Genomic DNA, 22,685 nt, shown 5'->3' with positions numbered 1-22,685 from the left:
AATGGCTTTAACGGGCCGGAAGGGGTATCGTCAGATACCCTTCCGGCCTGTTGTGTTGCTATTGGTCACGCTCCCCTGTGTTATATTGTTTCTTTTGTTTATAGAAACTTAACTTGTATGGCAATAGGTTGTGATTTATAATTAAATGAGTGTCATATAAACGTCCGCAGCTGCCCGCAGCGCTTTTATGCCGGAGGCGGCAGGATTGGACAGGAAAATGGAGGATTGCCCGATGAGCGATTTTGAAAATAGAGAAGATGAGGATAAAAAGGAAGAGAGCCTGGAAGAAGTGAAGGCTCCGGCGGAGGATAAGGATGCCTCCGGGAAAAAAGACGATAAAAAAGAATATGAGGATGTGTGCTTTATCTGCCGGCGCCCGGAAAGCAAGGCGGGAAAGATGTACCATCTTCCTAATAATATCTGTGTCTGTGATGATTGTATGCACAGGACGATGGATGCAGTGAGCCAGTATGATTATCAGGGAATGCTGAATAACCCCGAGATGATGAATATGCTGAACAATATGAATAAGGATGGGAAATATCCCAACATCAGCTTCGTGAATCTGGCGGATCTGCAGGGAAATGACGGGATTCCCAATAAACAGAAAATTAAAAAGAAAAAAGAGAAGGAAAAAGAAAAGGAAGCGGATCCCGTTTTCAATATCCGTGATATTCCAGCTCCCCATAAAATTAAAGCGAGCCTGGATGAGTATGTCATCGGCCAGGAGCTGGCGAAAAAAATCATATCCGTGGCGGTTTACAACCATTATAAAAGAGTGGTCACCAACACGATGGATGACATTGAAATCGAAAAATCCAATATTCTTATGATAGGTCCTACCGGATCCGGAAAGACTTATCTGGTAAAGACACTGGCAAGGCTTCTCGACGTACCGCTGGCTATTGCTGATGCCACCTCTCTTACGGAGGCGGGATATATCGGTGATGATATCGAAAGTGTGGTATCCAAGCTGCTGGCCGCCGCCGATAATGATGTGGAGAAGGCGGAACGTGGCATCATATTTATTGATGAAATCGATAAGATTGCCAAGAAGAAAAATACCACTTCCCGGGACGTGAGCGGGGAATCTGTACAGCAGGGAATGCTGAAGCTTCTGGAAGGGGCCGAGGTGGAGGTGCCTGTGGGCGCAAGCAGTAAGAATGCCATGGTGCCGCTGGCTACGGTGAATACGCGGAATATCCTGTTCATTTGCGGCGGTGCGTTCCCGGATCTGGATGGTATCATTAAGCAGAGACTGACAAAACAGACAGCAATTGGCTTTAACGGGGAGCTGAAGGATAAATTTGACAAGGATCCGGATATCCTGTCCAAGGTTACCGTTGAAGATCTCCGGAATTTCGGGATGATTCCGGAATTTCTGGGAAGGCTGCCCATTATCTGCACCCTGCAGGGACTCACCAGGGAAATGCTGGTACGGATTCTGAAGGAGCCGAGAAATGCCATTCTGAAACAGTACCAGAAGCTGCTGTCGCTGGATGAGGTGGATCTGCAGTTCGACGATGAGGCGCTGGAAGCGATTGCCGACAAGGCAACCAAGAAGGATACGGGAGCGAGGGCGCTCCGGGCGATTATAGAAGACTTCATGCTGGATATTATGTATGAAATTCCCAAGGATGATAACATCGGCCGGGTGACCATAACAAAGGATTACATCGAAGGGACCGGCGGGCCGGCTATTCAGATCAGAGGGGCCGGATATGCGATTGCGGATAAACAGGCCGGCGCCGGAGAGTAAGCCAACGTAAGTCCATACAATAATAATGCATAGGCAAGCTATGCAATAATGATGCATAGGCAAGCCCATGCAATAATGATGCATGGGCTGGGGAAGAGTGCCATATACTGATACAAAGGGATATGGAGAGCTTGACTCATGACATGCAAGGAAAAGATATTATCAGAGGATTATATAGACCTGATCAATTATTTTGTTCTTCCACAGGGTACAGTGGAAGGAAATGACGACATCTTTTGTTATATTCCTATAAATGAAAGATTCCTTTCTATTTACTACAGCAGGTCCATCCTTCCGCCCCTGGAGGTATCCAGCTATTATTACAGGTATATACCCAGGCTGTATGGGCTGATGGAACCCTTTGCCCCGGAAGCCCTGGATCGGAATTTTGATATCCAGCCCCTTGTGAGAAGCGGAATTACACTGGTTCAGAGAGAACCTCTATCATTAACCGGCAGAAATGTGGTGCTGGGTTTTGTGGATACAGGTATTGATTACCGGAACCCCGTTTTCAGAAGAGAAGATGGGAGCACGAGAATTTTGGCCATCTGGGATCAAAGTGTGCAGACGGGCACGCCCCCGGATGGCTATATTTATGGAAGCGAATATACCAGAGAGCAGATAAATGAGGCGCTTCAGTCGGATAACCCGCTGGAGCTGGTTCCTTCCACAGATGAAATCGGACATGGGACCGCAATGGCTTCGGCCGCCGCAGGAAGTGCCCTGAACGGAGGGCTGGATTATCTGGGAGCGGCACCGGATGCGGATATCGTAGTGGTGAAGCTGAAGCAGGCGAAGCAGTTTTTACGGGATTATTATATGACCCCGGATGATGTGCCCGCCTATGAAACCAACGATATCATGCTTGGGATTAAATATGTGTCTTCCTTCCGCGTTCCCTTTGAAAAACCGACGGTTATTTGCCTGGGACTGGGAAGCAGCTTCGGGGATCACAGCGGAAGTTCCTCTCTGTCCGATTATGTTTCCAATGTCGGTTCGGAAATAAACCAGGTGGTGGTGATCGCAGCCGGGAACGAAGGGAATGCCGCCCATCATTTCAGCGGTTATATTGAAACCGGCCAGTCCATAAGGGCGGAGATGATGGTGAGTGAGGGCACAAGGGGATTCCTTCTGGAACTTTGGGGGAGGATTCCCGATTTTTATTCGGTTTCCGTGCGTTCCCCCGGGGGCGAGGTGGTTCCTCCCGTAAGCGGGAGGTTGGGACAGAGCGTGGAATATACGTTTGTATATGAAAAAACAAAGGTACGGCTGGATTACCAGACTATAGAATCGGAAACTGGAAACGAGGTGGCGGTGATTCGGTTTGAGTCGCCCAGCCCGGGGCTCTGGACCGTAATCATTACCCGGGAAGGCGGGGACGGAACAGGGAATGTCAACATGTGGCTGCCTCTGAGGCAGTTTGTGGACGGCAGGGTGGAATTCCTGCAGCCTACCCCGGAAACAACCATAACCTCTCCCGGATTTGCAGAGCCTCCCATCACCGTGTCCGCCTATAACAGCAGGAATAACAGCTTTTACATTAATTCCGGCCAGGGGTTTTCCTCAAATGGGGATATCAAGCCGGATATAGCCGCTCCGGGTGTGGATATCTCTGTGGCAACGGGCATGGTCCAGGGGAAAACTCTGGTGGGAACCTCTACAGGGACTTCTTTATCCGCAGCGCTTGCGGCCGGTGCTGCGGCGCAGTTTCTGCAGTGGGCGGTGGTGGAATATAATTCCCCTTATGTGGGGGGCGTGGCGGTAAGGAATTATTTCCTGCGTGGGGCCAACCGCGAATCTGCATATACATATCCCAACCGGCAGTGGGGATATGGGCGCCTGAATATGGAAGGGGTGTTTAACTGGATTGCGGGACTGCCGGCCCTGTGACACTGCCTGTTAACGGAAACAACTGTCTAAAGCACCTTAAGGAGAAAACATGGGATATCTGTTTATTGCGGCATTTATTTTTGCCGGCGAACTGGTAATCAAAAATTACGTGGAAAAAAAGAGAAAGACAGGAGAGGAAACCAAAATCTGGAAGGGCCGCATCCTGATCCGGAAATATCATAACAAAGGGGCGTGCATGAACCTGGGAGAGAAGAAAAGCAATGTAGTTGCTGGTCTTTCCCTTATTCTGACGGCAGCGCTTGCCCTTGTTTTCCTTTTTACACTGACACGGCGCGGCAACGGCTGGCTGAAGGCCGGTCTGAGCCTGCTTCTGGGCGGAGCGTTCAGCAATACCTATGACCGGCTGAAACGGAAATATGTGGTGGACTATTTCAGCCTCGGCGTGAAGTGGGCGCCTTTGCGGGGCGTCATATTCAATATATCAGATTTTTGTATTCTGATCGGCGCCCTGCTTGTTGCCCTGAAGGGATTCTGAGCGGCAACCGGCGCCGGCGCAGCTTGCAAAACTTAAATTTTACAAATTCATTACCGCGGTTTGCTGTTAGAATAACTCTTTTCCGGGTAAAATAATGCTGTGGGGAATTGGAAACCATGGAACCGACAGCGTTATCCGGAAAGGGGTTTTTTATGAAGAAAAAAATTGGATTGCTTGGCCTGGGAACCGCCATGCTGCTTGCAGCCGCAGCCCTGGGGATAAACGGCCTTCCGGCAGCAGGCGCAGTCCGGGGCCGGGAAACGCAGCTTAACGGTACGCAAATGGAACTGACAGAGGATGAGGCAAAGGAATATCCGGAGGAAGAATTTTATGAAACGGAAACGGATATGACGGAGTTTGAAGGGAAACTGGAGGATATTACGGCATAGTGCCGGCCGGCCTTGTTTTGTGCAGTTCTTACGGCAGCTGACGGCAATCGGGAAAAGGAAAAACGAATTGCAGGAATAAAAAAGAGATAAAACAGAGGATGTTCCGGGAGGAACATCCTCTGTGCGTCATACGGGAGAAATGCATTATGCGGTAATCACGGTTCCCGCGTTTCCCCTTACGGCATCGGCCACGAAATCCAGGGAAGTAATCAGCACGCTTCCGGTGGGAACCGCTTCCAGATAGGAAACAGCCGCTTCAATCTTGGGAAGCATGGTGCCGGCTTCAAACTGGCTGTCCTGAATGTATGCTTTGGCTTCGGAAACATTCATGCTGCGTATGGGCGCTTCCGTTTCTTTCCGGTAATCTTTGTATACCTGCTTTACGCTTGTGAGAATGATTAACTGATCCGCTTCCAGCTCCACGGCCAGTCTGCCTGCGATACAGTCTTTTTCTATGACCGCGGAGGCGCCTTTGAGGGCATGCTCCTGAGGGATGACGGGAATTCCGCCGCCTCCGCAGGCGATGACCTCCTGTCCGGCATCGGCCAGAGCGCGTATGGCATCGATTTCCAGGATATCAATGGGCTTGGGCGCCGCCACAATACGACGGTAGCCTTTACCCGGTTCTTCTATTACGAAGTTGCCTTTTTTCTGTTCGATTTCCGCATCTTCCTTTGACATATAACGGCCGATGAGTTTGGTAGGCTCATAGAATGCTTCGTCATAAGGATCTACTGTGACTTGGGTGAGAATGGTGCTGACCGGTTTGGAAATTCCCCGGCTTAACAGCTCTGCGCGCAGGGAATTCTGGATATCGTAACCCACATAACCCTGGCTCATGGCATTGCAGACGCACATGGGGGCAGGAGTATAATCAATGTAAACACGGCGCAGCTCTGTCATGGCCTTGTGGATCATGCTTACCTGGGGGCCGTTGCTGTGGGTGATGGTCAGCTGGTAGTCCGCCTCGATCAGGTCGGCCAGCGCTTTTGCCGTCACCTTCACGGCATCCAGCTGTTCTGTGGTGGTATATCCCAGAGCCTGATGCCCAAGGGAAACAACTGCTCTTTTTTTGCTCATATGCGGTTCCTCACTTTTATAATTTGGGTAATATACGCAAAGAGTGTATATTCCACTGCCTTTTTCCGAAAATCTCTGTTCCTATTATAGCAAAAAGGAAAAAGTTTGTACACCGTTGATTCGGAAGGGAGTGCAGATAAAAATCCTGTGTACCGCCCCAGGGGAAAGCAGGCAGGGGACCAGGAGGGAGACCTTCCCCGGGGCGGTAAGCATGATTTTTATCTGCTGTCCCTTTCTAAAGGGCTATTCGGGAAAAAAATAAACTAGTGGTGCAGGGAAGCTTGTAATATTTCCCTGTTTTGATATGATGATAATCTGAACGGGACGTTGGCCGGGGAAGAGGCGGCGGAGAGGAGGGGAGGCCGTGGCGGTGCTTGGATTGTACTGCGGGGATGATTTGCTTGCGCAGGAAATGGAAGAGATGGTGACGGCGCTGTGCATGGGTGTGGGTTATGGAAGGAAGGCGGCGCGGGAGGCGGATTATGAGCTGCGGCGGATTCCTTCTCTTTCGGAACTGGAGGAGGAAGTGATGGCGGGGGATGAGATGTTTTATCTTATTCTCGCGGGGGAGAAGCCGGAGAAGGCTTTTGCTGCGGCGGAAAGGCTTTGGGAGAAAAGTCCTTCGCTTTCTATTATTCTGGTGGTTTCGGAAGCAGAGGATGTGTTTTCGGCTCTGTCGTATCCTTTTTTCCATCTGGTGAGGCGGTATGCGCTGGAGCAGGATTTAGGGGCCGCGTTCCAGAAAATGGAGAGGAGCCGTCCCCCGGTGACACGGTGGCACACGTTTTTATGTAGGAATGAACTGGTGAGGGTACGGCAGAAGGATATCCTGTATCTGGAAAGTGATCGGCATGAGATACGGATACACTGCAGGGAGGAAATCATATGTACGACGGAGCCGCTTTCCCGGTGCGAGGAGAGGCTGAAGGCGGGAGGGTTTGCACGGATTCATAAAAGCTTTTTGGTGAGTCTGTATCATGTGAACCGTATGGATCGGGACAGTGTGACTCTGGATAACGGGGAGAAGCTGTATATCAGCAGGTACCGGTATCCGGAGGTGAAGCTGCAGTTTGAAGGTTATATCAGGCATTTGGATTTTTTATAGCGGGGAGGATGGAAATGGCCATTATCAGAGTGGAGCATTTAAGAAAAGAGTTTGCATATTACAGAAAAGGGACGGGACTGCAGGGTTCCCTGCATAACCTGTTCCATCGGGAAATGCTGAAAAAAGAGGCGGTGAAGGATATTTCCTTTTCGGTGGAGAAGGGGGAAATTGCGGGGCTTCTCGGGCCGAACGGAGCGGGAAAAACAACGACTTTGAAAATGCTTTCGGGGATTTTGTTTCCGACTTCGGGAGAGGCGGAGATTGACGGGTATATCCCATGGGAGCGGAAAAATGCTTTTAAACGGAGGTTTTCCATTGTGATGGGGCAGAAGAACCAGCTATGGTGGGATCTTCCGGCCAGTGACAGCTTTTATCTGAATAAATGTATTTTTGACGTGCCGGACGGGGAATACCGCAGGACGGTGGAGGAACTTTCGGAGCTTTTGGATGTAAAGGATCTGATGAACGTGCAGGTACGGCGGCTGTCTTTGGGAGAGCGGATGAAAATGGAAATTTTAGCGGCACTGATACACCGGCCGGATATTTTGTTTCTGGATGAGCCGACTATCGGGCTGGATATTTTGTCCCAGCAGAAAATACGGGATTTCCTGAAGACTTACAATGAGCAGACAAAGACCACTATTATTCTGACCAGCCATTATATGCGGGATATTGAAGAACTGTGCAAGCGGGCGGTCATTATCAATCAGGGGCAGCTGGTTTATGACGGAACACTGGCGGATATCAATCACCGGTTGGGGGACAGAAAGCTTTTGTCGATAAAGAGCGCGGAGCCGGTGCCGAGGGAACAGCTTTCCTTTTTTGGCAGGGTACGGGAATATCAGGGCAGAGAGGCTGTTCTGGAGGTTCCCAAAAGCAGGATTAAGGAAACGGCGTCGGCTATTCTTTCTTTGCTGCCGGTAGAAGATTTTACGGTAACGGAAATCCCGCTGGAGGAAAGTATTGCGTTGTTTTATCAAAAAGAGGTGACTGCATTATGAATCCATACCGTTGTACGTTTCAGATGGGAATGGAAAAAGCGCTGGAATACCGGGTCAATTTTGTCCTTAGCCTGTTAAGCGCGGTTTTTCCTATTATTATACAGACATTTTTGTGGAATTACCTGTATGGGAATTCGGATGCAGCGTCCATGACGGGGTATTCTTACAGCCAGATCATGGTGTATACGCTGCTGGCGGCTATGGTTTCCCATCTGGTTTATACCGGCTTTGAGTATCAGGTGAACCAGGATATTAAAAACGGCGGGCTGAATAAATATCTGGTCCGGCCGGTGAATTACCGGAGTTATCAGTTTTTTTCCTTTCTGGGGGAAAAGGCGCCTCAGCTTCTGATCCTGCTGGCAGTCGCAGCCGTTCTGCTTGTTTTTTCCGTGTTAATACTTGGCCTGGTGCTTTCTGCTCCCAGGGTGCTGGCCTTTCTTGCCAGTCTGGTCCTGGCGTTGGTTCTGAACTTTTTTATTTTTTATTGTGTGGCGCTGATAAGCTTCTGGCTTACGGATGTAAATCTGCTGTTCGGGACGGTGAGCGTTGTGCTGGTGGTGGTGAGCGGAGGGATATTCCCCATGGATATTTTCGGGGAACGGATAGCTTTTCTGATAAGGCTGTTGCCCTTTGGTTATACGACTCAGTTTCCGGTGAATATTATTAACGGGCGTTTTGGGGTGTACGAGACAGCGGCGGGGTTTCTCTGCCAGATTTTCTGGATTTTGTGTTTTGGAATGCTGGGTGAACTATTGTGGAAACGCGGGCTGAGACGGTATACCGCGGTGGGAGGCTGAGTATGGATTATTTTTTCCGGAAGAAAGAGAACGGAAACAGCGGGTATCTGGCAACGGTAAAGCGTTATGGACGTCTGTTGTACGTGTTTGCCAGATTTTCCCTGATGTCGCAGTTAGAATACCGGCTGAATTTTGCCGCAGGGGTGGCGGTGGAGACGGGGTGGATGCTGATCAAGCTTCTCTATGTGGCGGTGGTATACCGGGCGGGAGTGAATATAGGCATCCTGACGCCGGATCATATCCTTTTGTTTATTGGTATTTATGTCCTGATGACCGGTTTTTATATGTTGTACTATGGGAATTTCACGTCCATCAGCCAGATGGTGCGGGAGGGGGAGCTGGATATGTATCTGGTGAAGCCGGTGTCCCTGCAGTTTTTTGTGACGATGAAGCGGCTGGATCTGGCCCTTCTGCTGCCTGATTTTGTGGCGGGCAGCATTATGATCGGGCTTGGCTGGCACCGGGCCGGGCTTCCGGTGAATGTGTGGGCCATTGCGGGTTTCCTTTTTTTCCTGATGTGCGGAAATCTGCTGACCTACAGCCTGTTCCTTATCCCCAATCTTTTATGCTTCTGGATTGTGGCCAGCAGGGGGATTGCGGATATTACGGCAGCCCTTTGGGACTTTAACAATATGCCTCAGCTGATTTACGGTAAGTGGATGCAGCGTATCGGGACCTTTATCCTTCCGGTGTTTGTTATCACCAATTTTCCGGGCCTGTTCCTGATGGGGCAGCTGTCCCCCGGTATGATGGCCTGGGGCGTGATTTCCCCGGTTCTGTTCTTTTTCATTTCCCGGGGGATTTGGAAAAAGGCGGTGAGGAATTACAGCTCGGCCAGTTCCTGAGTGCTAATAGTTCATATCTGTCTACTCGACCCTCTCTGAACATTATGCGCAGTTTTGCTGAGAGTGCAGATAAAAAAGTATGGCGTCCCCCGGCCCTGCTTCCCTGTGCGGCCAGCTGCCCTGCAAGGATTCCTGTAGGGGGCGTTATAAGCACGCCGGTCCTTAGGCTGCGTCCTTTGCAGCCTTAGTACCGCTACGCGATTATCCGAGCGAAAGCGTCCCCTGGAAGGAACCTTGCAGGGCAGCTGGCCGCAAAGGGAAGCAGGGCCGGGGGACGCCATACTTTTTTATCTGCACCCTTTTGTTAATTGTACATAGTAGATTTCCTTTATTTGTGATAAAATTAAATTTAGTAAATCAGCAAAAATCAAAGGAGAAAGTGATGTGGATAAAGAAGACTTATTGTTGCAAATTGTATTAAGATATAGGAATGAATTACAGAAAAAAATACATGATAGAAAAGTTGAAATGGAACAAGATGACAATACGCATTATATTGTATATAATGCGTTGGGATTTACAAGCAAGGAAGGCAGTGAAATAGATTATCAGCAAAATGTAGGAAGATTTTTATATAAATATGCGGGATCACTTTTAGAGGAATTAGCAATAAATTGTTTTAAACAGGCTTTTCCACAGGCGGAAGAAAAGGTAAAGCTGTTAAATACAATTGATCAGAGTCCGAAACATATAGAAATAGATTGTCTGGTTGGTGAAAAAGCATATGAAATAAAATGGAAAGATGCCACTACTGACGGTGACCATATTAAAAAGGAACATAAGCGGGTACGTGTAATAAAAAATGCAGGATATGTTCCTGTCAGGATAATGTTTTTTGAACCTAACAGAAATCAGGCAAAACATATACAAGTTACTTTAAGAAAGCTTTATGAAGACATCGGCGGTGAATATTATGCTGGAGAAGAAGCTTGGGATTATATGTTAAAAGAGACAGGAATAGATCTGAAAGAGCTTTTTAATAGAATGAAGGAATGATTGAATGAAAATAAATCAGGTATTGTGTGAGGACGCATTTAATGAATTACGCAGAATCGAAAATAGTGTAATTGATTTAATTTATATGGATCCGCCTTTTTTTACACAAGATATTCAGAAACTGACCTCCAAGGATAAGAATATTGAGTATACTTTCCCGGATAAATGGGATAGTATGGACGATTATCTGCAGTTTATGAAGGATAGATTAGTAGAATGCAGACGTGTCTTAAAAGATACGGGGAGTATTTTTGTCCATTCCGATAGAAATGCGTCGCATTATCTAAAAGTATTGATGGATAAGATATTTGGTATGAATTCTTTTCAAAGTGAAATCATTTGGTCGTATAAAAGATGGTCAAATGCAAAGAAAGGCTTATTGAATAATCATCAAGTAGTTTTGTTCTACAGCAAAACCCCCAATTTTAAGTTTAAACAAATTTATACTGAATATTCTGTAACTACAAATATTGATCAGATTCTACAAGAAAGGGTTAGAGATGAAAATGGGAAATCGATATATAAAAAAGACGCAAATGGCGAGGCTGTATTAGGAAAGAGTAAAAAAGGTGTACCCTTGTCAGATGTATGGGAAATACCCTATCTGAATCCAAAAGCAAAGGAAAGAGTCGGATATCCGACGCAAAAGCCAATCATTTTATTAGAACAGATTATAAAACTTGTGACGGATGAAAATGATATAGTATTGGATCCTTTTGCAGGGTCAGGCACTACATTAGTTGCAGCGAAAATGCTTAGGAGAAATTATATTGGTATAGATATTTCCAGTGATGCAGTTGAACTGGCTGAAAAAAGACTGGATGCTTTGATTAAGACAGATTCGTTTTTGCTGAAAAAAGGTAAATCAGCATATCAAAACTTAACAGATAACCAAATGGCAATTTTAAAATCTATTGGTGCAACGCCGGTACAAAGGAATTGTGGAATCGATGGTTTTTTAGCTGAATATGTGGATGGGAGGCCTGTGGCTATAAAAATTCAGTTGCCGGAAGAAACATTAGAGGAAGCAGCAAATAAGTTGATTAAATCAGGGAAAACAAAGAAGTGTGAGTATTTGATTTTAATTAGGACACACGTTGATTATATGTGTACATTTGATTTTAGTAGCCTTCCGGATGGTTTGATTTTGTTGGATAGTTACGAAGTACAAATTAATAATGAAATTGATTTAGCCAAAGCGCGTGTGAAGGCAATATGATTTGAATTACTCAAACTTCGCAGTGGCCAAATGGCCCTCCGCCCGCTGTCCGCGTGGTGCCTCCGGGATGGGAAAGGAATTTTCGCAGGCGCCTTTCAGACTATAGAGATGAGACCAGACAAGTGAGTCAGCCTTATCTGACTCACTTGACGCCCCTGGGCTCATCGGAATGTCCAGTCTGATGGCCCTGCGAAAATCCTTTCCCATCCCGGAGGCACCACGCGGACAGCGGGCGGAGGGCCATTTGGCCACTGCGAAGTTTGAGTGAATTACTTACATTTGGAACCTGTGAAGTTTGAGCCGGGCAAATTAAAAAGCGGGCGGAATGCCGCGGAAAGGTGAGGAGAAGGATTTTATGTATTTTAAGCTGATGAATGGCCGGGAGGAGTATCTGGCCGGGATGCGGGAGTTGTTGGAGGAAAGGCACCATCAGGTGGTTTCGGAGGACGCCGGGGAGAAGGTGAACCCGGTGCTGAACGGCGGGCTGGAAACACCCGTGGAAATATGGATGGAACTGGTCTCTGGGGAACAAGCCGGTTCGGAAGATATGGAAGCTGCCGCATCCATGGATGCGGCAGCATTCAGGGAGGTTGTGACGGAGTTTGGCTGCCAAGAAGCGGATGGTTTAAGGAAGGGGAAAGCTGTTCTGAAGGCCGGCGGAAAAACCTTTTTGTTCCGTGCATTGATGACTCTGGTACGGGAGCTGGAAAAGCAGGAGGCCATGCATGCAGGTATGGCTGCGGAAAGCTTCTGCCGCAGGGAAACCGTATACCTGGATAAAAACGGGACAATGCTGGATTGTTCCAGAAACAGTGTGCTGTCTGTGGAAAGCATAAAAAAATACATCCGTATGCAGGCGGCCTTAGGTATGAATACCATGATGCTTTATACCGAGGATACGTATGAGGTGCCGGAGTATCCTTATTTCGGGGCATTCCGGGGAAGATACACCAGGGAAGAACTGAAGGAATGTGATGATTATGCGGATCGGTTCGGGATTGAAATGGTTCCCTGTATCCAGGCACTTGCCCATCTGAAAACGGCGCTGCGCTGGGATGTGATGCAGGGGACCCGGGATACGGAGGATATCCTGCTGGTGGGAGAGGAGAAGGTTTATGATTTTGTGAAAGCGTGCATCCGTTCCGCATCGGAACCTTTCCGCAGCAGGCGTGTGCATCTGGGAATGGATGAGGCATGGTCTTTGGGGCTGGGTAATTATCTGCTGAAAAACGGATACCATACCAAGGCCGAAATTATGACGGAGCATTTGGACAGGGTAGCGGGTATCTGCCGGGATCTGGGGCTGGAGCCTATGATCTGGAGCGATATGTACCTGCGTATGAATTCTCCTGCCAGTGAATATTATGATGTACCTCTGGATACCGATCTTTCCGGGGCGGTAAAGCCTCCCAGGGAGATTGGCCTGGTTTATTGGGATTATTATCATACAGATGAAAATTTCTATAAGGCCTATCTGCATATGCACAGACAGTTGTCGGAAAAAATTGTTTTTGCCGGAGGCGGCTGGGTTTGGAACGGTCTTGCCCCGAATTTTGGCGTAGCCTTTTCCACTACGGAAGCTGCCATGCGTGCATGCAAGGCGGAAGGGATCCGGGAAGCGGTATGTACCATGTGGCAGGATGATGGTGCGGAAACGCCAATGGCAGCAGGTCTGCCGTCCATTGTACTGTTTGCGGAGCATGGATTTTCGGAGCAGCCGGACAGAGAACAGCTGAAGGAGCAGTTTGAATTCCTCACGGGAAGCAGCTATGATGCGTATATGGCGTTGGGGGAATTCGATGCGGTTCCGGGCAGCGAGATGTATGATAATCCTTCCAAGTATCTGTTCTATCAGGATATTCTGCTGGGTCTGTTCGACGGACAGGTGAGAGAAGCCGATGCGTTTATGAAGGCCGGTTCATCGGCAAAAACCGCTGCGGCATCCGGGGATTATTTTGCGGCGGCAGGGGGACATAATCTGGATACATACTATGATTTGCTCCGGGAGAAGCTGCAGGATCTGGCCGGAAGCGAGACGGCTGTGGAGGATGGGGTCCTGGAGCTTTATATCCATCTGGCGGATGTGCTTTCCATGAAAGCGGGCATGGGAAACCGGCTGTGTGCGGCTTATAAGGAAGAGAATCGGGAGACGATACAAAAGATTGCCGAAGAGGAAATCCCTTCCTGTATAGAAAAGGTGAAGGAATATAAAAGGTGCAGGGAAGCCGTTTGGGATAAGGAAAGTAAGATTTACGGCTTTGAAGTGCTGGATATCAGGATTGGCGGACTTCTGGCAAGAATGGAAAGCGCGCAGAAAAGGCTGCTGGCTTATGCATGCGGAAAGCTGGAACGGCTGCCGGAGCTGGAGGAGGAAAGGCTTGCTTACCGTCCGGTGAAGGCAGGGGATGAGCATACGCTCTGCAGCTGTAATACCTGGCGGATGATTGTGTCGGCTTCGCCGGTATAAAAAACAGAAAAGGAATGGATGGGAACTGCCTGAGGGCAGTTCCTTTTGTATCAGGGAGGATGAAAACCGGTGTAACAATTCAGACAATGAGACAGCGGCAGCAGGCATCCGGGTACTGTATTTTTAGTACTGCATTGCGAAGTATCTTCTGCTATGTTACACTAAAAATAAGCAATGAATTCAACACATCTATTTTCTGAAGTTTCTGAACCTGGCCGGAGCAGAATAAAATTGCCGGCCGGTATCTGATGCATGTTAATGCATGAACTCCTTGCTGACAACTGAATAAGCAGGGAGGAGAAACGGCGTGTCTTCTTTCTGCGTAAAAGAAAGAGAGGAACGCCTATGGACAAAAAATGGACCAAAACGATAGGCAGGGAGACACTGCCTGAAGACTATGCCTTTAACCTGAGTGATTTTGCCTTGTTCTTATCTGTGATGAAGAATAAGGCAGCTTATGAGTATACTCTGAGCATCATTCTTGATGAACCGGCTTTGCTTCTGGAAGAGGTGAAGGTGGAACAGGTAGTTTTAAACAAATCCGGCAAGCGGGCGATTCGCCTGGATGCCTGGGCGCGGGATGCACAGAACAGGCAGATTAATACGGAAATGCAGAATGACGCAAAGAAGGATGATTTACGTAAAAGATCCCGATTTTACCAGGGATTGTTGGATACCCCTGTGTTGAAAGCGGGAAAGGACACAAAATATCGGTATCTGCCGTCAACGATCATCATTTTTATTACACAGGAAGATATTTTCCGGCAGGATTTGGCAATGTATACCTTTACAGAACAATGTGAGGAAATCCGGGGCCTGCATCTGGAGGATGGGACAAAAAAGCTTTTTTTAAATATGACAAGCAAAAAGGGGAGACCGGATTTGGTAAGCCTTCTGCAGTATATGAAAAATACGACCCTGAATAATCCGGATATCTTAGTAAAAGATAAAAGGATAAAGGGGTTGGATCGAATTGTGCAGGAGGTCAGGCAATCGGAAGAATGGGAGGCTGTGAAGATGAATATTCTTGAGATTGGTATTGAGAAAGGTCTGAAAAAAGGAATCGAAAGAGGCAGGGCGGCATCTGTACTGGAATTATTGGAAGAAATGGGAAAGGTTCCGAAAGAACTGGAAAACCGGATTATGGAACAGCATAATCCGGAAACCCTTAGTAAATGGCTGAAGCTTGCCGCCAGAGCGGAAACAATAGAGGAATTTGAAAAAGGAATAACTGCTGATAACTCCCCGGAATTTGGGGAAACATAAGAATAAGGGACTCAAACTTCGCAGCAGCCAAATGGCCATCCGCCCGCTGTCTGCGTGGCCCTTCGGAATCGAAAAGGATTTTCGCGGTGCCTTTCAGACTATGGAGATGAGACCAGTCAAGTGTGCCAGCCTCATCTGGCACACTTGACGCCCCTGGGCTTATCGGAATGTCAAGTCTGACGGACCTGCGAGAATCCTTTTCGATCCCGAAGGTGCCACGCAGACAGCGGGCGGATGGCCATTTGGCTGCTGCGAAGTTTGAAGAAGGATCCTATAACAGCCCCGGCTATGAACATTTCATAGCCGGGGCTGTTTTCAGAAACAAATGTCCTTGTGGCTATGAGGAAGGGTGGTAAGTGGGGGTGACTAATTAAACTTAACTTAATAATCTGTCTTCCATCGGATAAATCCTTAAATATATTGGCTAATAAAGGAAAAAACACAGTAAATATAAACAAAAACAGCTCACAAAAATTATGCAAATGATCAAAGTGAATGGAATTATTAAAAAAAGTTTAATTAGTAGTTGATTTCTTAATGGAGATGGTATATATTGATACCAGAAAGAGAAATGGCACATAAATACTTATTAAAGATATGTAAAATATACATAGTGCCCAATGAATTACAGGGAAAAGGAGAGGATAACTTGAATTCGAAAAAAAGGAACAGATATGCATATTTCTATATTGCACCATTTTTTATAGTTTTTTTAATATTTAGTTTATTCCCAATTTTATATTCCTTTGTTCTGAGTTTCTGCAATATGGACGTTCTGTCCGGGAAGTTTACCTTTATCGGACTGGAGAACTACCAGCGTATGATTGAATCGGGTTATTTTTTCCAGACCATTTTAAACACGCTGCTGATTTGGATCATGTCCATAATACCGCAGCTGACAATTGCATTTGTACTTTCCCTGATTCTGAGCAACAAATGGTTCCGGGGGAAATTCCTTTTAAGGAATCTGTATTATTTCCCTAACCTGGTTACTCCGGTAACTATCGGCCTTTTGTTCGGCGCTTTGTTTTCCTATCCCGGCGGTGCGGTGAACAATATCATCAGTACGTTCGGACTGGAAGCGGTGGATTTCCAGAACAACCCCATGCTTGCAAGGATTGTTATTGCGATTGCCATCTGCTGGAAGAATTTCGGTTTCAATATCATTTATTTTACGGCAGGTATCAATTCCATTTCCGAGGAGGTAATGGAGGCGGCAGAGGTGGATGGAGCCAGTGCATGGCAGAGGATAACCAGAATAACAATCCCTCTCATGAAGCCGATTCTGATTTATGTCATGGTAACTTCCATTATCGGCGGCCTGCAGATGTTTGACGAGTCCCATCTGGTATTCAAGTCTGTTCCGGGGGATGCTACCTGGACGATGGTGAAGTATATGTACGAATCCGCATTTGTAAGGTTCCAGTTTGGATATGGTGCGGCCGTGGCTTACGGCATCTTTGTTATCATTGCCATTTTCAGTGTGTTCTCTCTGCTGGTGACAAGGGATAAAAAAGATGATTACGGAAGCAAGCCGAAGAAAAGTAAGAAAGGAGGAAAGGCATGATGCAAAACAGGAATGCGAAAATGAAAAGAATTCTGTGCAGGGGCGTTGTTTATCTGTTTGCCATTGTAATGGCTGTAACTGCCTTTTATCCCTTCTTTGTAATGATAATTTCCTCCACACATGATAACTATAATATCGTGGCTAAAATCAACGTGCTTCCCGGCACGCACCTGAAGGAAAACTTTGAACGTCTGACGCAGAACATTGATTTGTATAAGGGTATCGTCAACAGCCTGCTCCTTGCAGTGACGGTTACAGTGGTACAGAACTATTTCACAATGATGGCGGCTTATGCGTTCTCCAAATTTAACTTTAAAGGGAAGAACTTCCTGTTCTCTGTCATTCTGGTGGCGATGATGCTTCCGGGGCAGCTGGGTATTATCGGCTTCTACAAGGAAATACAGGCAATGAAGCTTTTGAACAATTATTTTACATTGATTGTACCGACCATTTCCAACTGTTTTGCCGTGTTCTTCTATAAGCAGTATATAGATGGGGCGCTTCCGAATGAACTGATTGAAGCGGCGGTTATGGACGGATGTAAGGAACTGACCATATACCACAGGCTGGTCCTTCCGCTGGTGGTGCCGGCGCTGGTAACACAGGGGGTTATGACGTTTATCGGTACCTGGAACAGCTACCTGACTCCGCTGATTGTTTTAAATGACAAGAACAAGTTCACTCTTCCCCTGATGATAGCAACGGTCCGCGATTCCACACATGCGGATTACGGCGCGCAGTATGTGGGGATGCTGGTTTCCATCATTCCCATGGTTATTGTATTCTGCTTTGCTTCCAAGATAATTATGGAGAAGATTTCCATCGGAGCGGCAGTAAAAGGGTAGGAATCTGATATTATATCAGCACGACTGATAAATATAAACTTTCACATTTAATCATTTAGGAGGTATACTATGAAGAAGAAACTTTTATCTGTACTTTTGAGTACGGCGATGTTGGCAGGGGTGCTTGCAGGCTGCGGAAGCAATACTTCAACGCCGGCTGAAAGCACGGGGGAAGCACAGAGCACACCCGCTGCGGAAAGCTCCCAGCCGGCGGAAACGGGTGCGGCGGAATCTGAGGCCGCGCAGGTGGATCCGGCAAGTCTGGAAGGGGAATTTACCTACTGGACCTATACGGACAGCGCGAATAATCTGGTGAACGCATTTAATGAAAAATATCCGAATGTAAAAATTGACCTTCAGGTATTCGGCGGGGATGAGTATAAGACCAAAATCCTGACAGCCCTGCAGAGCGGCGATAATGTGCCGGATGTATTTGACCTGGAAGAAAATTATATGTATGAGTTCCTGGACAGCGAGCTGATTGCGGATCTGTCTTATATGAACATTGAAGAGCTGACCAAGGATTTCTATGATTTCCAGATCGCCGGAATGAAGGACTCCACCGGCAAGTTCAAAACAATGTGCTTCCAGTCCTCACCCGTAGGCTTCTGGTACTTAAGGGATGCCTGTGAAGAATGGCTGGGAACCAGCGACCCGGTTGAAATTTCCGCAATGCTGTCCGATTGGCCGGGCATCATTGCCAAGGGCGAAGAAATATATGAAAAATCAAATGGTACCGTTCATCTGTGGCCGAATATTTCTGAAATGGTAAAGGTGGATGCCTTCTCCTTTGATCCTCTTGTAAGAGACGGAAAGCTGGAAATTACCGATGACTGGGTTGGAATGATTGACAATATGCGTACCATGTACAACAGCAAAGCCAATGCGGAACTGGGAAGCTGGAGCTCCGAATGGGCGGCTGCATGGAATGACGGAACCATTCTTTTCCGTGTCATGCCTTCCTGGGATTTCTTTACGGATTGGGATGCAAATAAAGGAAATGTAGGGATAGCCGTACCGTTCAACGCTTCTTATGAAGGGGTGACCGGAACCTGTGTATATAACAACTCCGAGAAAAAAGATCTGGCGGCTGCATTCCTGACTTTCATTGCATCCGATGATTTCCAGAAGCTGAATCTGGAGAAATATAATCAGGTGCCTGCGAGCAAGAAGGTATGTGATGAAATGGCGGAAGGCTTTACCTCTGAAGATTTCGGCGGTCAGAACCTGCTGGCAACCTATAGTGAAATCTGCGATAAGATCGTTGGTATCACCCCTGACAAGTTCACCCGTGTAACACAGAACAAGTTCCAGGAAGCAGCAACAAACGGTATCAAAGAAGGAAAGGATAATGATGCGATTATCCAGGAATTTAAAAATAAATTACATGACATGTATCCGGAAGTAGTAATGGATTAAGCTGTATTTTCCGGGGATAACGGAAACAGCAGGATCTGTGACGGAGCGGCGGAGGGAAGGGATTCCTTCCCTCCGCCGTCCGGATAAAAAGGAGTCGGAGGATGGGAGAGCAAACAAACCAGGTTCAACTGAAAAATTTTAACCGAAGGACGGTACTGAATTATATCAGAAAAAATAAAACCGCCACCAAAGCAGGCCTTGCGTCGGTGACGGGACTTACCTTCATGGCGATTAAAAAAATACTGGAGGAGCTGGAAGAGCTGCATCTGATCCGCTGCGACGAGATGGAAGCCGGCGGTATGGGACGCCGTGCGGTTACCTATGCGGTAAATGAAACGTACCGGTATGTGGTAGGAATACATATTAACAAATTTGTTACCAGCATTGCCATGATGGACCTGCGGGGTGAGATTCTGGAGGTGGAACGCTGTTCCATGCAGCAGGATTTTCCCAACCAGAGTGCGTTCGTAGAGATGCTGGTTTCTGAGATAGAAAAGGTAATACAAAGATCGGGAATGGAAAAGGATAAAATTCTGGGGATTGGCGTTGGGGTGCCCGGTCCTGTGGATACGGAGAACGGCGTAATTCTCACCCCGCCCAATATACCAATGCTGAGCTATCTGCCCCTGAAGGAAATTTTGGAGTCAAAATGCGGATACAGCGTGTATGTACAGAAGGATACCAATGTCATTGCATTCGGCGAATATTGGTACGGAAGCGGGAGCATCCATGACAGCATTCGCAGCCATGGAAATGACTGCTATGATCTTGCCTATGTGGATGTGGATATGGGTATTGGTTCCGGCCTGATAATAGATGGGAAGTTAAACATAGGCGCCAACAGTATAGCCGGAGAGTTCGGACATATTACAATAGATATCAACGGGCCGCTGTGCAACTGCGGCAACAAAGGCTGCCTGGAGGCCATGAGTTCGGGAATCGCGGTACTGCGTGAACTGAAGGCCCAGCTGGAAAAGGAACCGGGGCATCCTCTTTATGCAAAGAGGGAGAACCTGGTGATTGAAGACGTATTCAAGATGGCGGAAAAGAAGGATTTGCTGACGATTTCCATTCTGAACCAGTCCGCCTTTTATGTAGGGGTTGCCGTCAGCAACCTGATAAATATACTGGATCCCCAAATCATTATCCTGGGCGGGATCCTCATACAGAAATACCCCAGGTATTTTGACATCGTCACTAATGTGGCGAATGCCAGAAAGGTCAAGGGAGCCAAGGAAAATTTTCTTGCGGTATCCAAGCTGGGAGAAAATGCGGGAGTCATCGGTGCAGGGGAAATTGTAGCTGATAATTTCTTCAATGAAAAGGTAAATGAAGTATTCTGTAAAAATACGTAACTATCCAGCAGGACTGTGCATTTACTGCACAGTCTGTAAGAAAGTGATTCAAGAGTACAAAAATACATAAAAAATAATGGAGACGGGATATGTTTGTTAAGAAAACCGGTGAAGAGTCCCCTGTTGGTTACGGGCAGGAAGAAAAAGCAGTTCTGGAAACAGAAGGAGGAATACGGATCCTTTTGGGCGCGGAAGAGTCAGATGGAATCAGAACCTCTCTGGAAATCCGTCAGGAGGGAGAGGCAGCGATATTCTTCCATGCCGTGAAACCGCCGAAAGAACCCTTTTTCGGTCCGCAGACTTATCTGGATCCGGTAAAGGGCGTGTCCTTCCGGATGGCTCTGGAAGGCATCGGAAGGCTTATGGCGGTATACCAGCATAAGGCCTGGTGGATCCGGCCGGCCTTTCCGTCCTGCTGTAAGGAGGTACCGGAGCGGACACAGCTCCTTCTGGCGGAGAACAAAGACGGCGGGGAATATCTGGCCGTCCTGGCCGTGTGCGGTAAGGAGTACCGGACGGACATTGCGGGGGACGGGCTTTCGCTTCGGATCACCGCGGCCTCCAACTGTATCAATAAGGTATCGGCGGATGATTTGAGCCTGGTTCTGGCAGCAGGAAGCGATCCTTATTTATGCTGTGAGCAGGCGGTAAAAAAAGCGCTTGCCCTCACCGGAAAGCAGAAGATGTTCCGGAAGGAGCGTACGTTTCCTGATATGTTTGAATACTTCGGCTGGTGCAGCTGGGATGCTTTTTACCATGAGGTTTCCCAGGACGGGATAGAAGAAAAAATGAAGGAGCTGGCAGACAAGCAGATTCCTGTTCGCTGGGTATTGATTGATGACGGCTGGCTGGATGCGGATTATAAAAAGCAGGTGCTTAAGGGGCTGGACGCCGCCGGGGATAAGTTTCCCCGGGGATTGGGCGCCTGTGTGGATAAGCTGAAAAAGGAATACGGAATCGGGCAGGTAGGTGTCTGGCATGCGGTGATGGGATATTGGAACGGCCTGGAAGCGGGAAGCGGCGCTCAGGAGGCACTGCAGGCAGGAAGCAGGGTTCTGGAGGACGGAAGAATCGTACCGGATGCGGAGGCCGGCAGGGCCTTCCTGTTTTACGATGCCTGGCATACGTATTTAAAGAACCGGTGTAATATCGACTTTGTGAAGGTGGACGGCCAGAGCGCTGTTTCCCTGTTCTATGCAGGAAGGAAGGAATACGGCAGGGCTTCCGCAGAAATACAGAAGGGGCTGAACGCCTCTGCGGCTCTCCATTTTGAGAACCGTATTATTAACTGTATGGGGATGGCTGCTGAAGATATGTGGAACCGGCCCAGCAGCGCCATATCCAGAAGCAGCGATGATTTTGTGCCGGATGTGCCCCATGGTTTCCGGGAGCATGCGGTACAGAACGGATATAACTCCCTTCTCCAGGGACAGTTTTTCTGGGGAGACTGGGATATGTTCTGGAGCGATCATGAGGAAAACTGGCAGAATTCCATCCTCCGGGCGGTGAGCGGGGGGCCGGTGTACACCAGCGATAAGGTGGGACGAACGGACGGGACATATATCCTTCCTCTGCTGAAAAAGGATGGAAAAGTGATCCGCTGTGAAGAAGTGGGTATGCCCACCCTGGATTGTCTGTTTGAAAATCCGGTGGATTCCACCCATGTATGGAAGCTGTTTAACCGGTATCGGGACATTTATGTGATAGCGGCATTTACTATTTCAAAAGAGGGCGGCGCAAGCATCCCGGGAAAGGTTGGCCTTACGGATATACCGGGGCTGGAAAAGGGTGTCTGGACGCTCTATTGCTACCGTACAAGAAAAGCCGTGCGTCTGGAAGGGAAAGAAGAATTTTCGTTCCGTCTGGAGGCGAATGACGGGGAATTATTCCTTCTTCTGCCGGATAAGGAGTTCACGGCGCTGGGGATTCTGGAAAAATATATCGGAGCCGGCTGCGTGGAAGCGGTGCGGCAGGAAGAGGGGAAAACAAGAATCCTTCTTTCCGAAGGAGGAACCTTTGGTTTCCTCACAGGAAGAAAACCCGCATCTATTCGGTATGACGGGGTAAGGGCTGAAGTAACGGCGGCGGAGAGCATAGGGGCCGGCCGTATGTTTTACCAGGTGGAGGACCCGTCGGAACCGGAGGGCAGGGAAGGCCGGATGGTGGAAATCATCTGGGAGTGATTTTGG

At 47.9% G+C, this 22,685-nt stretch carries 18 protein-coding genes; 17 read left to right on the top strand and 1 reads right to left on the bottom strand.

The genetic code is table 11. The features are described 5' to 3' along the window. Positions 1-232: 232 nt before the first annotated feature. The 4 genes from clpX to DXA36_RS03885 all read left to right on the top strand — a co-directional run bounded on the left by clpX (position 233) and on the right by DXA36_RS03885 (position 4,534). Positions 233-1,759 carry an ATP-dependent Clp protease ATP-binding subunit ClpX gene (gene clpX, locus DXA36_RS03900; RefSeq protein ID WP_118676534.1) on the top strand — a complete coding sequence of 509 codons (1,527 nt, stop codon included), beginning with the start codon at positions 233-235 and terminating at the stop codon, positions 1,757-1,759. Positions 1,760-1,897: 138 nt separating this feature from the next. Further along, positions 1,898-3,649: a S8 family peptidase gene (locus DXA36_RS03895; RefSeq protein WP_118676532.1), complete on the top strand. Its 1,752-nt coding sequence runs from the start codon at positions 1,898-1,900 to the stop codon at positions 3,647-3,649. A 49-nt stretch (positions 3,650-3,698) separates the two neighbouring features. Continuing rightward, complete coding sequence (locus DXA36_RS03890) at positions 3,699-4,145, top strand: signal peptidase II (protein ID WP_118676530.1); 447 nt, start codon at positions 3,699-3,701, stop codon at positions 4,143-4,145. Positions 4,146-4,297: 152 nt separating this feature from the next. Beyond that, entirely contained in the window at positions 4,298-4,534 is a 237-nt protein-coding gene (locus DXA36_RS03885) for a hypothetical protein (protein WP_118676528.1), read from the top strand. Between the two features lie 144 nt (positions 4,535-4,678). Here DXA36_RS03885 and arcC read toward each other — a convergent pair whose 3' ends face one another. Then, complete coding sequence (gene arcC / locus DXA36_RS03880; RefSeq protein ID WP_118676526.1) at positions 4,679-5,614, bottom strand: carbamate kinase; 936 nt, start codon at positions 5,612-5,614, stop codon at positions 4,679-4,681. 364 nt (positions 5,615-5,978) lie between these two features. Here arcC and DXA36_RS03875 point away from each other — a divergent pair, with 364 nt between their 5' ends. From DXA36_RS03875 to DXA36_RS03815, 13 genes are all read left to right on the top strand, one after another. After that, the gene (locus DXA36_RS03875) at positions 5,979-6,719 is read left to right on the top strand and encodes a LytTR family DNA-binding domain-containing protein (RefSeq protein WP_118676524.1); all 741 of its coding nucleotides are present in this window, start codon (positions 5,979-5,981) and stop codon (positions 6,717-6,719) included. 14 nt (positions 6,720-6,733) lie between these two features. Beyond that, positions 6,734-7,720, top strand: coding sequence for an ABC transporter ATP-binding protein (locus tag DXA36_RS03870; protein ID WP_118676522.1), 987 nt, complete (start codon positions 6,734-6,736; stop codon positions 7,718-7,720). Next, positions 7,717-8,517 (top strand): ABC transporter permease, encoded by an 801-nt coding sequence (locus DXA36_RS03865; protein ID WP_118676520.1) that lies wholly within the window; start codon positions 7,717-7,719, stop codon positions 8,515-8,517. Before DXA36_RS03870 ends, DXA36_RS03865 begins: the two co-directional genes overlap by 4 nt. Positions 8,518-8,519: 2 nt before the next feature. Further along, positions 8,520-9,362 (top strand): ABC transporter permease, encoded by an 843-nt coding sequence (locus DXA36_RS03860; RefSeq protein ID WP_118676518.1) that lies wholly within the window; start codon positions 8,520-8,522, stop codon positions 9,360-9,362. Positions 9,363-9,746: 384 nt separating this feature from the next. After that, entirely contained in the window at positions 9,747-10,358 is a 612-nt protein-coding gene (locus DXA36_RS03855) for an ApaLI family restriction endonuclease (RefSeq protein WP_118676516.1), read from the top strand. 4 nt (positions 10,359-10,362) lie between these two features. After that, on the top strand, positions 10,363-11,577 hold the full coding sequence (locus tag DXA36_RS03850; RefSeq protein WP_118676514.1) for a DNA-methyltransferase: 1,215 nt from the start codon (positions 10,363-10,365) through the stop codon (positions 11,575-11,577). A gap of 355 nt (positions 11,578-11,932) precedes the next feature. Continuing rightward, entirely contained in the window at positions 11,933-14,044 is a 2,112-nt protein-coding gene (locus DXA36_RS03845) for a beta-N-acetylhexosaminidase (protein WP_182478917.1), read from the top strand. Positions 14,045-14,389: 345 nt separating this feature from the next. Further along, positions 14,390-15,310, top strand: a complete 921-nt coding sequence (locus DXA36_RS03840) for a PD-(D/E)XK nuclease family transposase (RefSeq protein WP_182478916.1) — start codon at positions 14,390-14,392, stop codon at positions 15,308-15,310. Between the two features lie 766 nt (positions 15,311-16,076). Continuing rightward, complete coding sequence (locus tag DXA36_RS03835) at positions 16,077-16,877, top strand: carbohydrate ABC transporter permease (RefSeq protein WP_182478915.1); 801 nt, start codon at positions 16,077-16,079, stop codon at positions 16,875-16,877. Continuing rightward, on the top strand, positions 16,874-17,722 hold the full coding sequence (locus tag DXA36_RS03830) for a carbohydrate ABC transporter permease (protein ID WP_118676508.1): 849 nt from the start codon (positions 16,874-16,876) through the stop codon (positions 17,720-17,722). Before DXA36_RS03835 ends, DXA36_RS03830 begins: the two co-directional genes overlap by 4 nt. Before the next feature lie 69 nt (positions 17,723-17,791). After that, positions 17,792-19,141: an ABC transporter substrate-binding protein gene (locus DXA36_RS03825; RefSeq protein WP_118676506.1), complete on the top strand. Its 1,350-nt coding sequence runs from the start codon at positions 17,792-17,794 to the stop codon at positions 19,139-19,141. Positions 19,142-19,242: 101 nt separating this feature from the next. After that, positions 19,243-20,496: an ROK family protein gene (locus tag DXA36_RS03820; RefSeq protein ID WP_118676504.1), complete on the top strand. Its 1,254-nt coding sequence runs from the start codon at positions 19,243-19,245 to the stop codon at positions 20,494-20,496. Positions 20,497-20,585: 89 nt separating this feature from the next. Next, positions 20,586-22,679: a Sip1-related alpha-galactosidase gene (locus DXA36_RS03815; protein WP_118676502.1), complete on the top strand. Its 2,094-nt coding sequence runs from the start codon at positions 20,586-20,588 to the stop codon at positions 22,677-22,679. Positions 22,680-22,685: the final 6 nt, after the last annotated feature.

The sequence above is a fragment of the Eisenbergiella sp. OF01-20 genome (genome assembly GCF_003478085.1).
Classification (GTDB): Bacteria; Bacillota; Clostridia; order Lachnospirales; family Lachnospiraceae; genus Eisenbergiella.
The sequence above is the reverse complement of the archived record's forward strand: the minus strand, read 5'-3'. Positions and strand labels throughout refer to the sequence as shown.

Excerpts from the sequence above, each read along its gene's own strand:
- DXA36_RS03885 (WP_118676528.1), top strand. The coding sequence starts at position 4,298 with ATGAAGAAAAAAATTGGATTGCTTGGCCTGGGAACCGCCATGCTGCTT.
- DXA36_RS03825 (WP_118676506.1), top strand. The coding sequence starts at position 17,792 with ATGAAGAAGAAACTTTTATCTGTACTTTTGAGTACGGCGATGTTGGCA.
- DXA36_RS03820 (WP_118676504.1), top strand. The coding sequence starts at position 19,243 with ATGGGAGAGCAAACAAACCAGGTTCAACTGAAAAATTTTAACCGAAGG.
- DXA36_RS03845 (WP_182478917.1), top strand. The coding sequence starts at position 11,933 with ATGTATTTTAAGCTGATGAATGGCCGGGAGGAGTATCTGGCCGGGATG.
- DXA36_RS03865 (WP_118676520.1), top strand. The coding sequence starts at position 7,717 with ATGAATCCATACCGTTGTACGTTTCAGATGGGAATGGAAAAAGCGCTG.
- DXA36_RS03860 (WP_118676518.1), top strand. The coding sequence starts at position 8,520 with ATGGATTATTTTTTCCGGAAGAAAGAGAACGGAAACAGCGGGTATCTG.
- DXA36_RS03890 (WP_118676530.1), top strand. The coding sequence starts at position 3,699 with ATGGGATATCTGTTTATTGCGGCATTTATTTTTGCCGGCGAACTGGTA.
- DXA36_RS03815 (WP_118676502.1), top strand. The coding sequence starts at position 20,586 with ATGTTTGTTAAGAAAACCGGTGAAGAGTCCCCTGTTGGTTACGGGCAG.
- clpX (WP_118676534.1), top strand. The coding sequence starts at position 233 with ATGAGCGATTTTGAAAATAGAGAAGATGAGGATAAAAAGGAAGAGAGC.
- DXA36_RS03850 (WP_118676514.1), top strand. The coding sequence starts at position 10,363 with ATGAAAATAAATCAGGTATTGTGTGAGGACGCATTTAATGAATTACGC.
- DXA36_RS03830 (WP_118676508.1), top strand. The coding sequence starts at position 16,874 with ATGATGCAAAACAGGAATGCGAAAATGAAAAGAATTCTGTGCAGGGGC.
- DXA36_RS03895 (WP_118676532.1), top strand. The coding sequence starts at position 1,898 with ATGACATGCAAGGAAAAGATATTATCAGAGGATTATATAGACCTGATC.
- DXA36_RS03835 (WP_182478915.1), top strand. The coding sequence starts at position 16,077 with ATGGACGTTCTGTCCGGGAAGTTTACCTTTATCGGACTGGAGAACTAC.
- DXA36_RS03870 (WP_118676522.1), top strand. The coding sequence starts at position 6,734 with ATGGCCATTATCAGAGTGGAGCATTTAAGAAAAGAGTTTGCATATTAC.
- arcC (WP_118676526.1), bottom strand. The coding sequence starts at position 5,614 with ATGAGCAAAAAAAGAGCAGTTGTTTCCCTTGGGCATCAGGCTCTGGGA.
- DXA36_RS03840 (WP_182478916.1), top strand. The coding sequence starts at position 14,390 with ATGGACAAAAAATGGACCAAAACGATAGGCAGGGAGACACTGCCTGAA.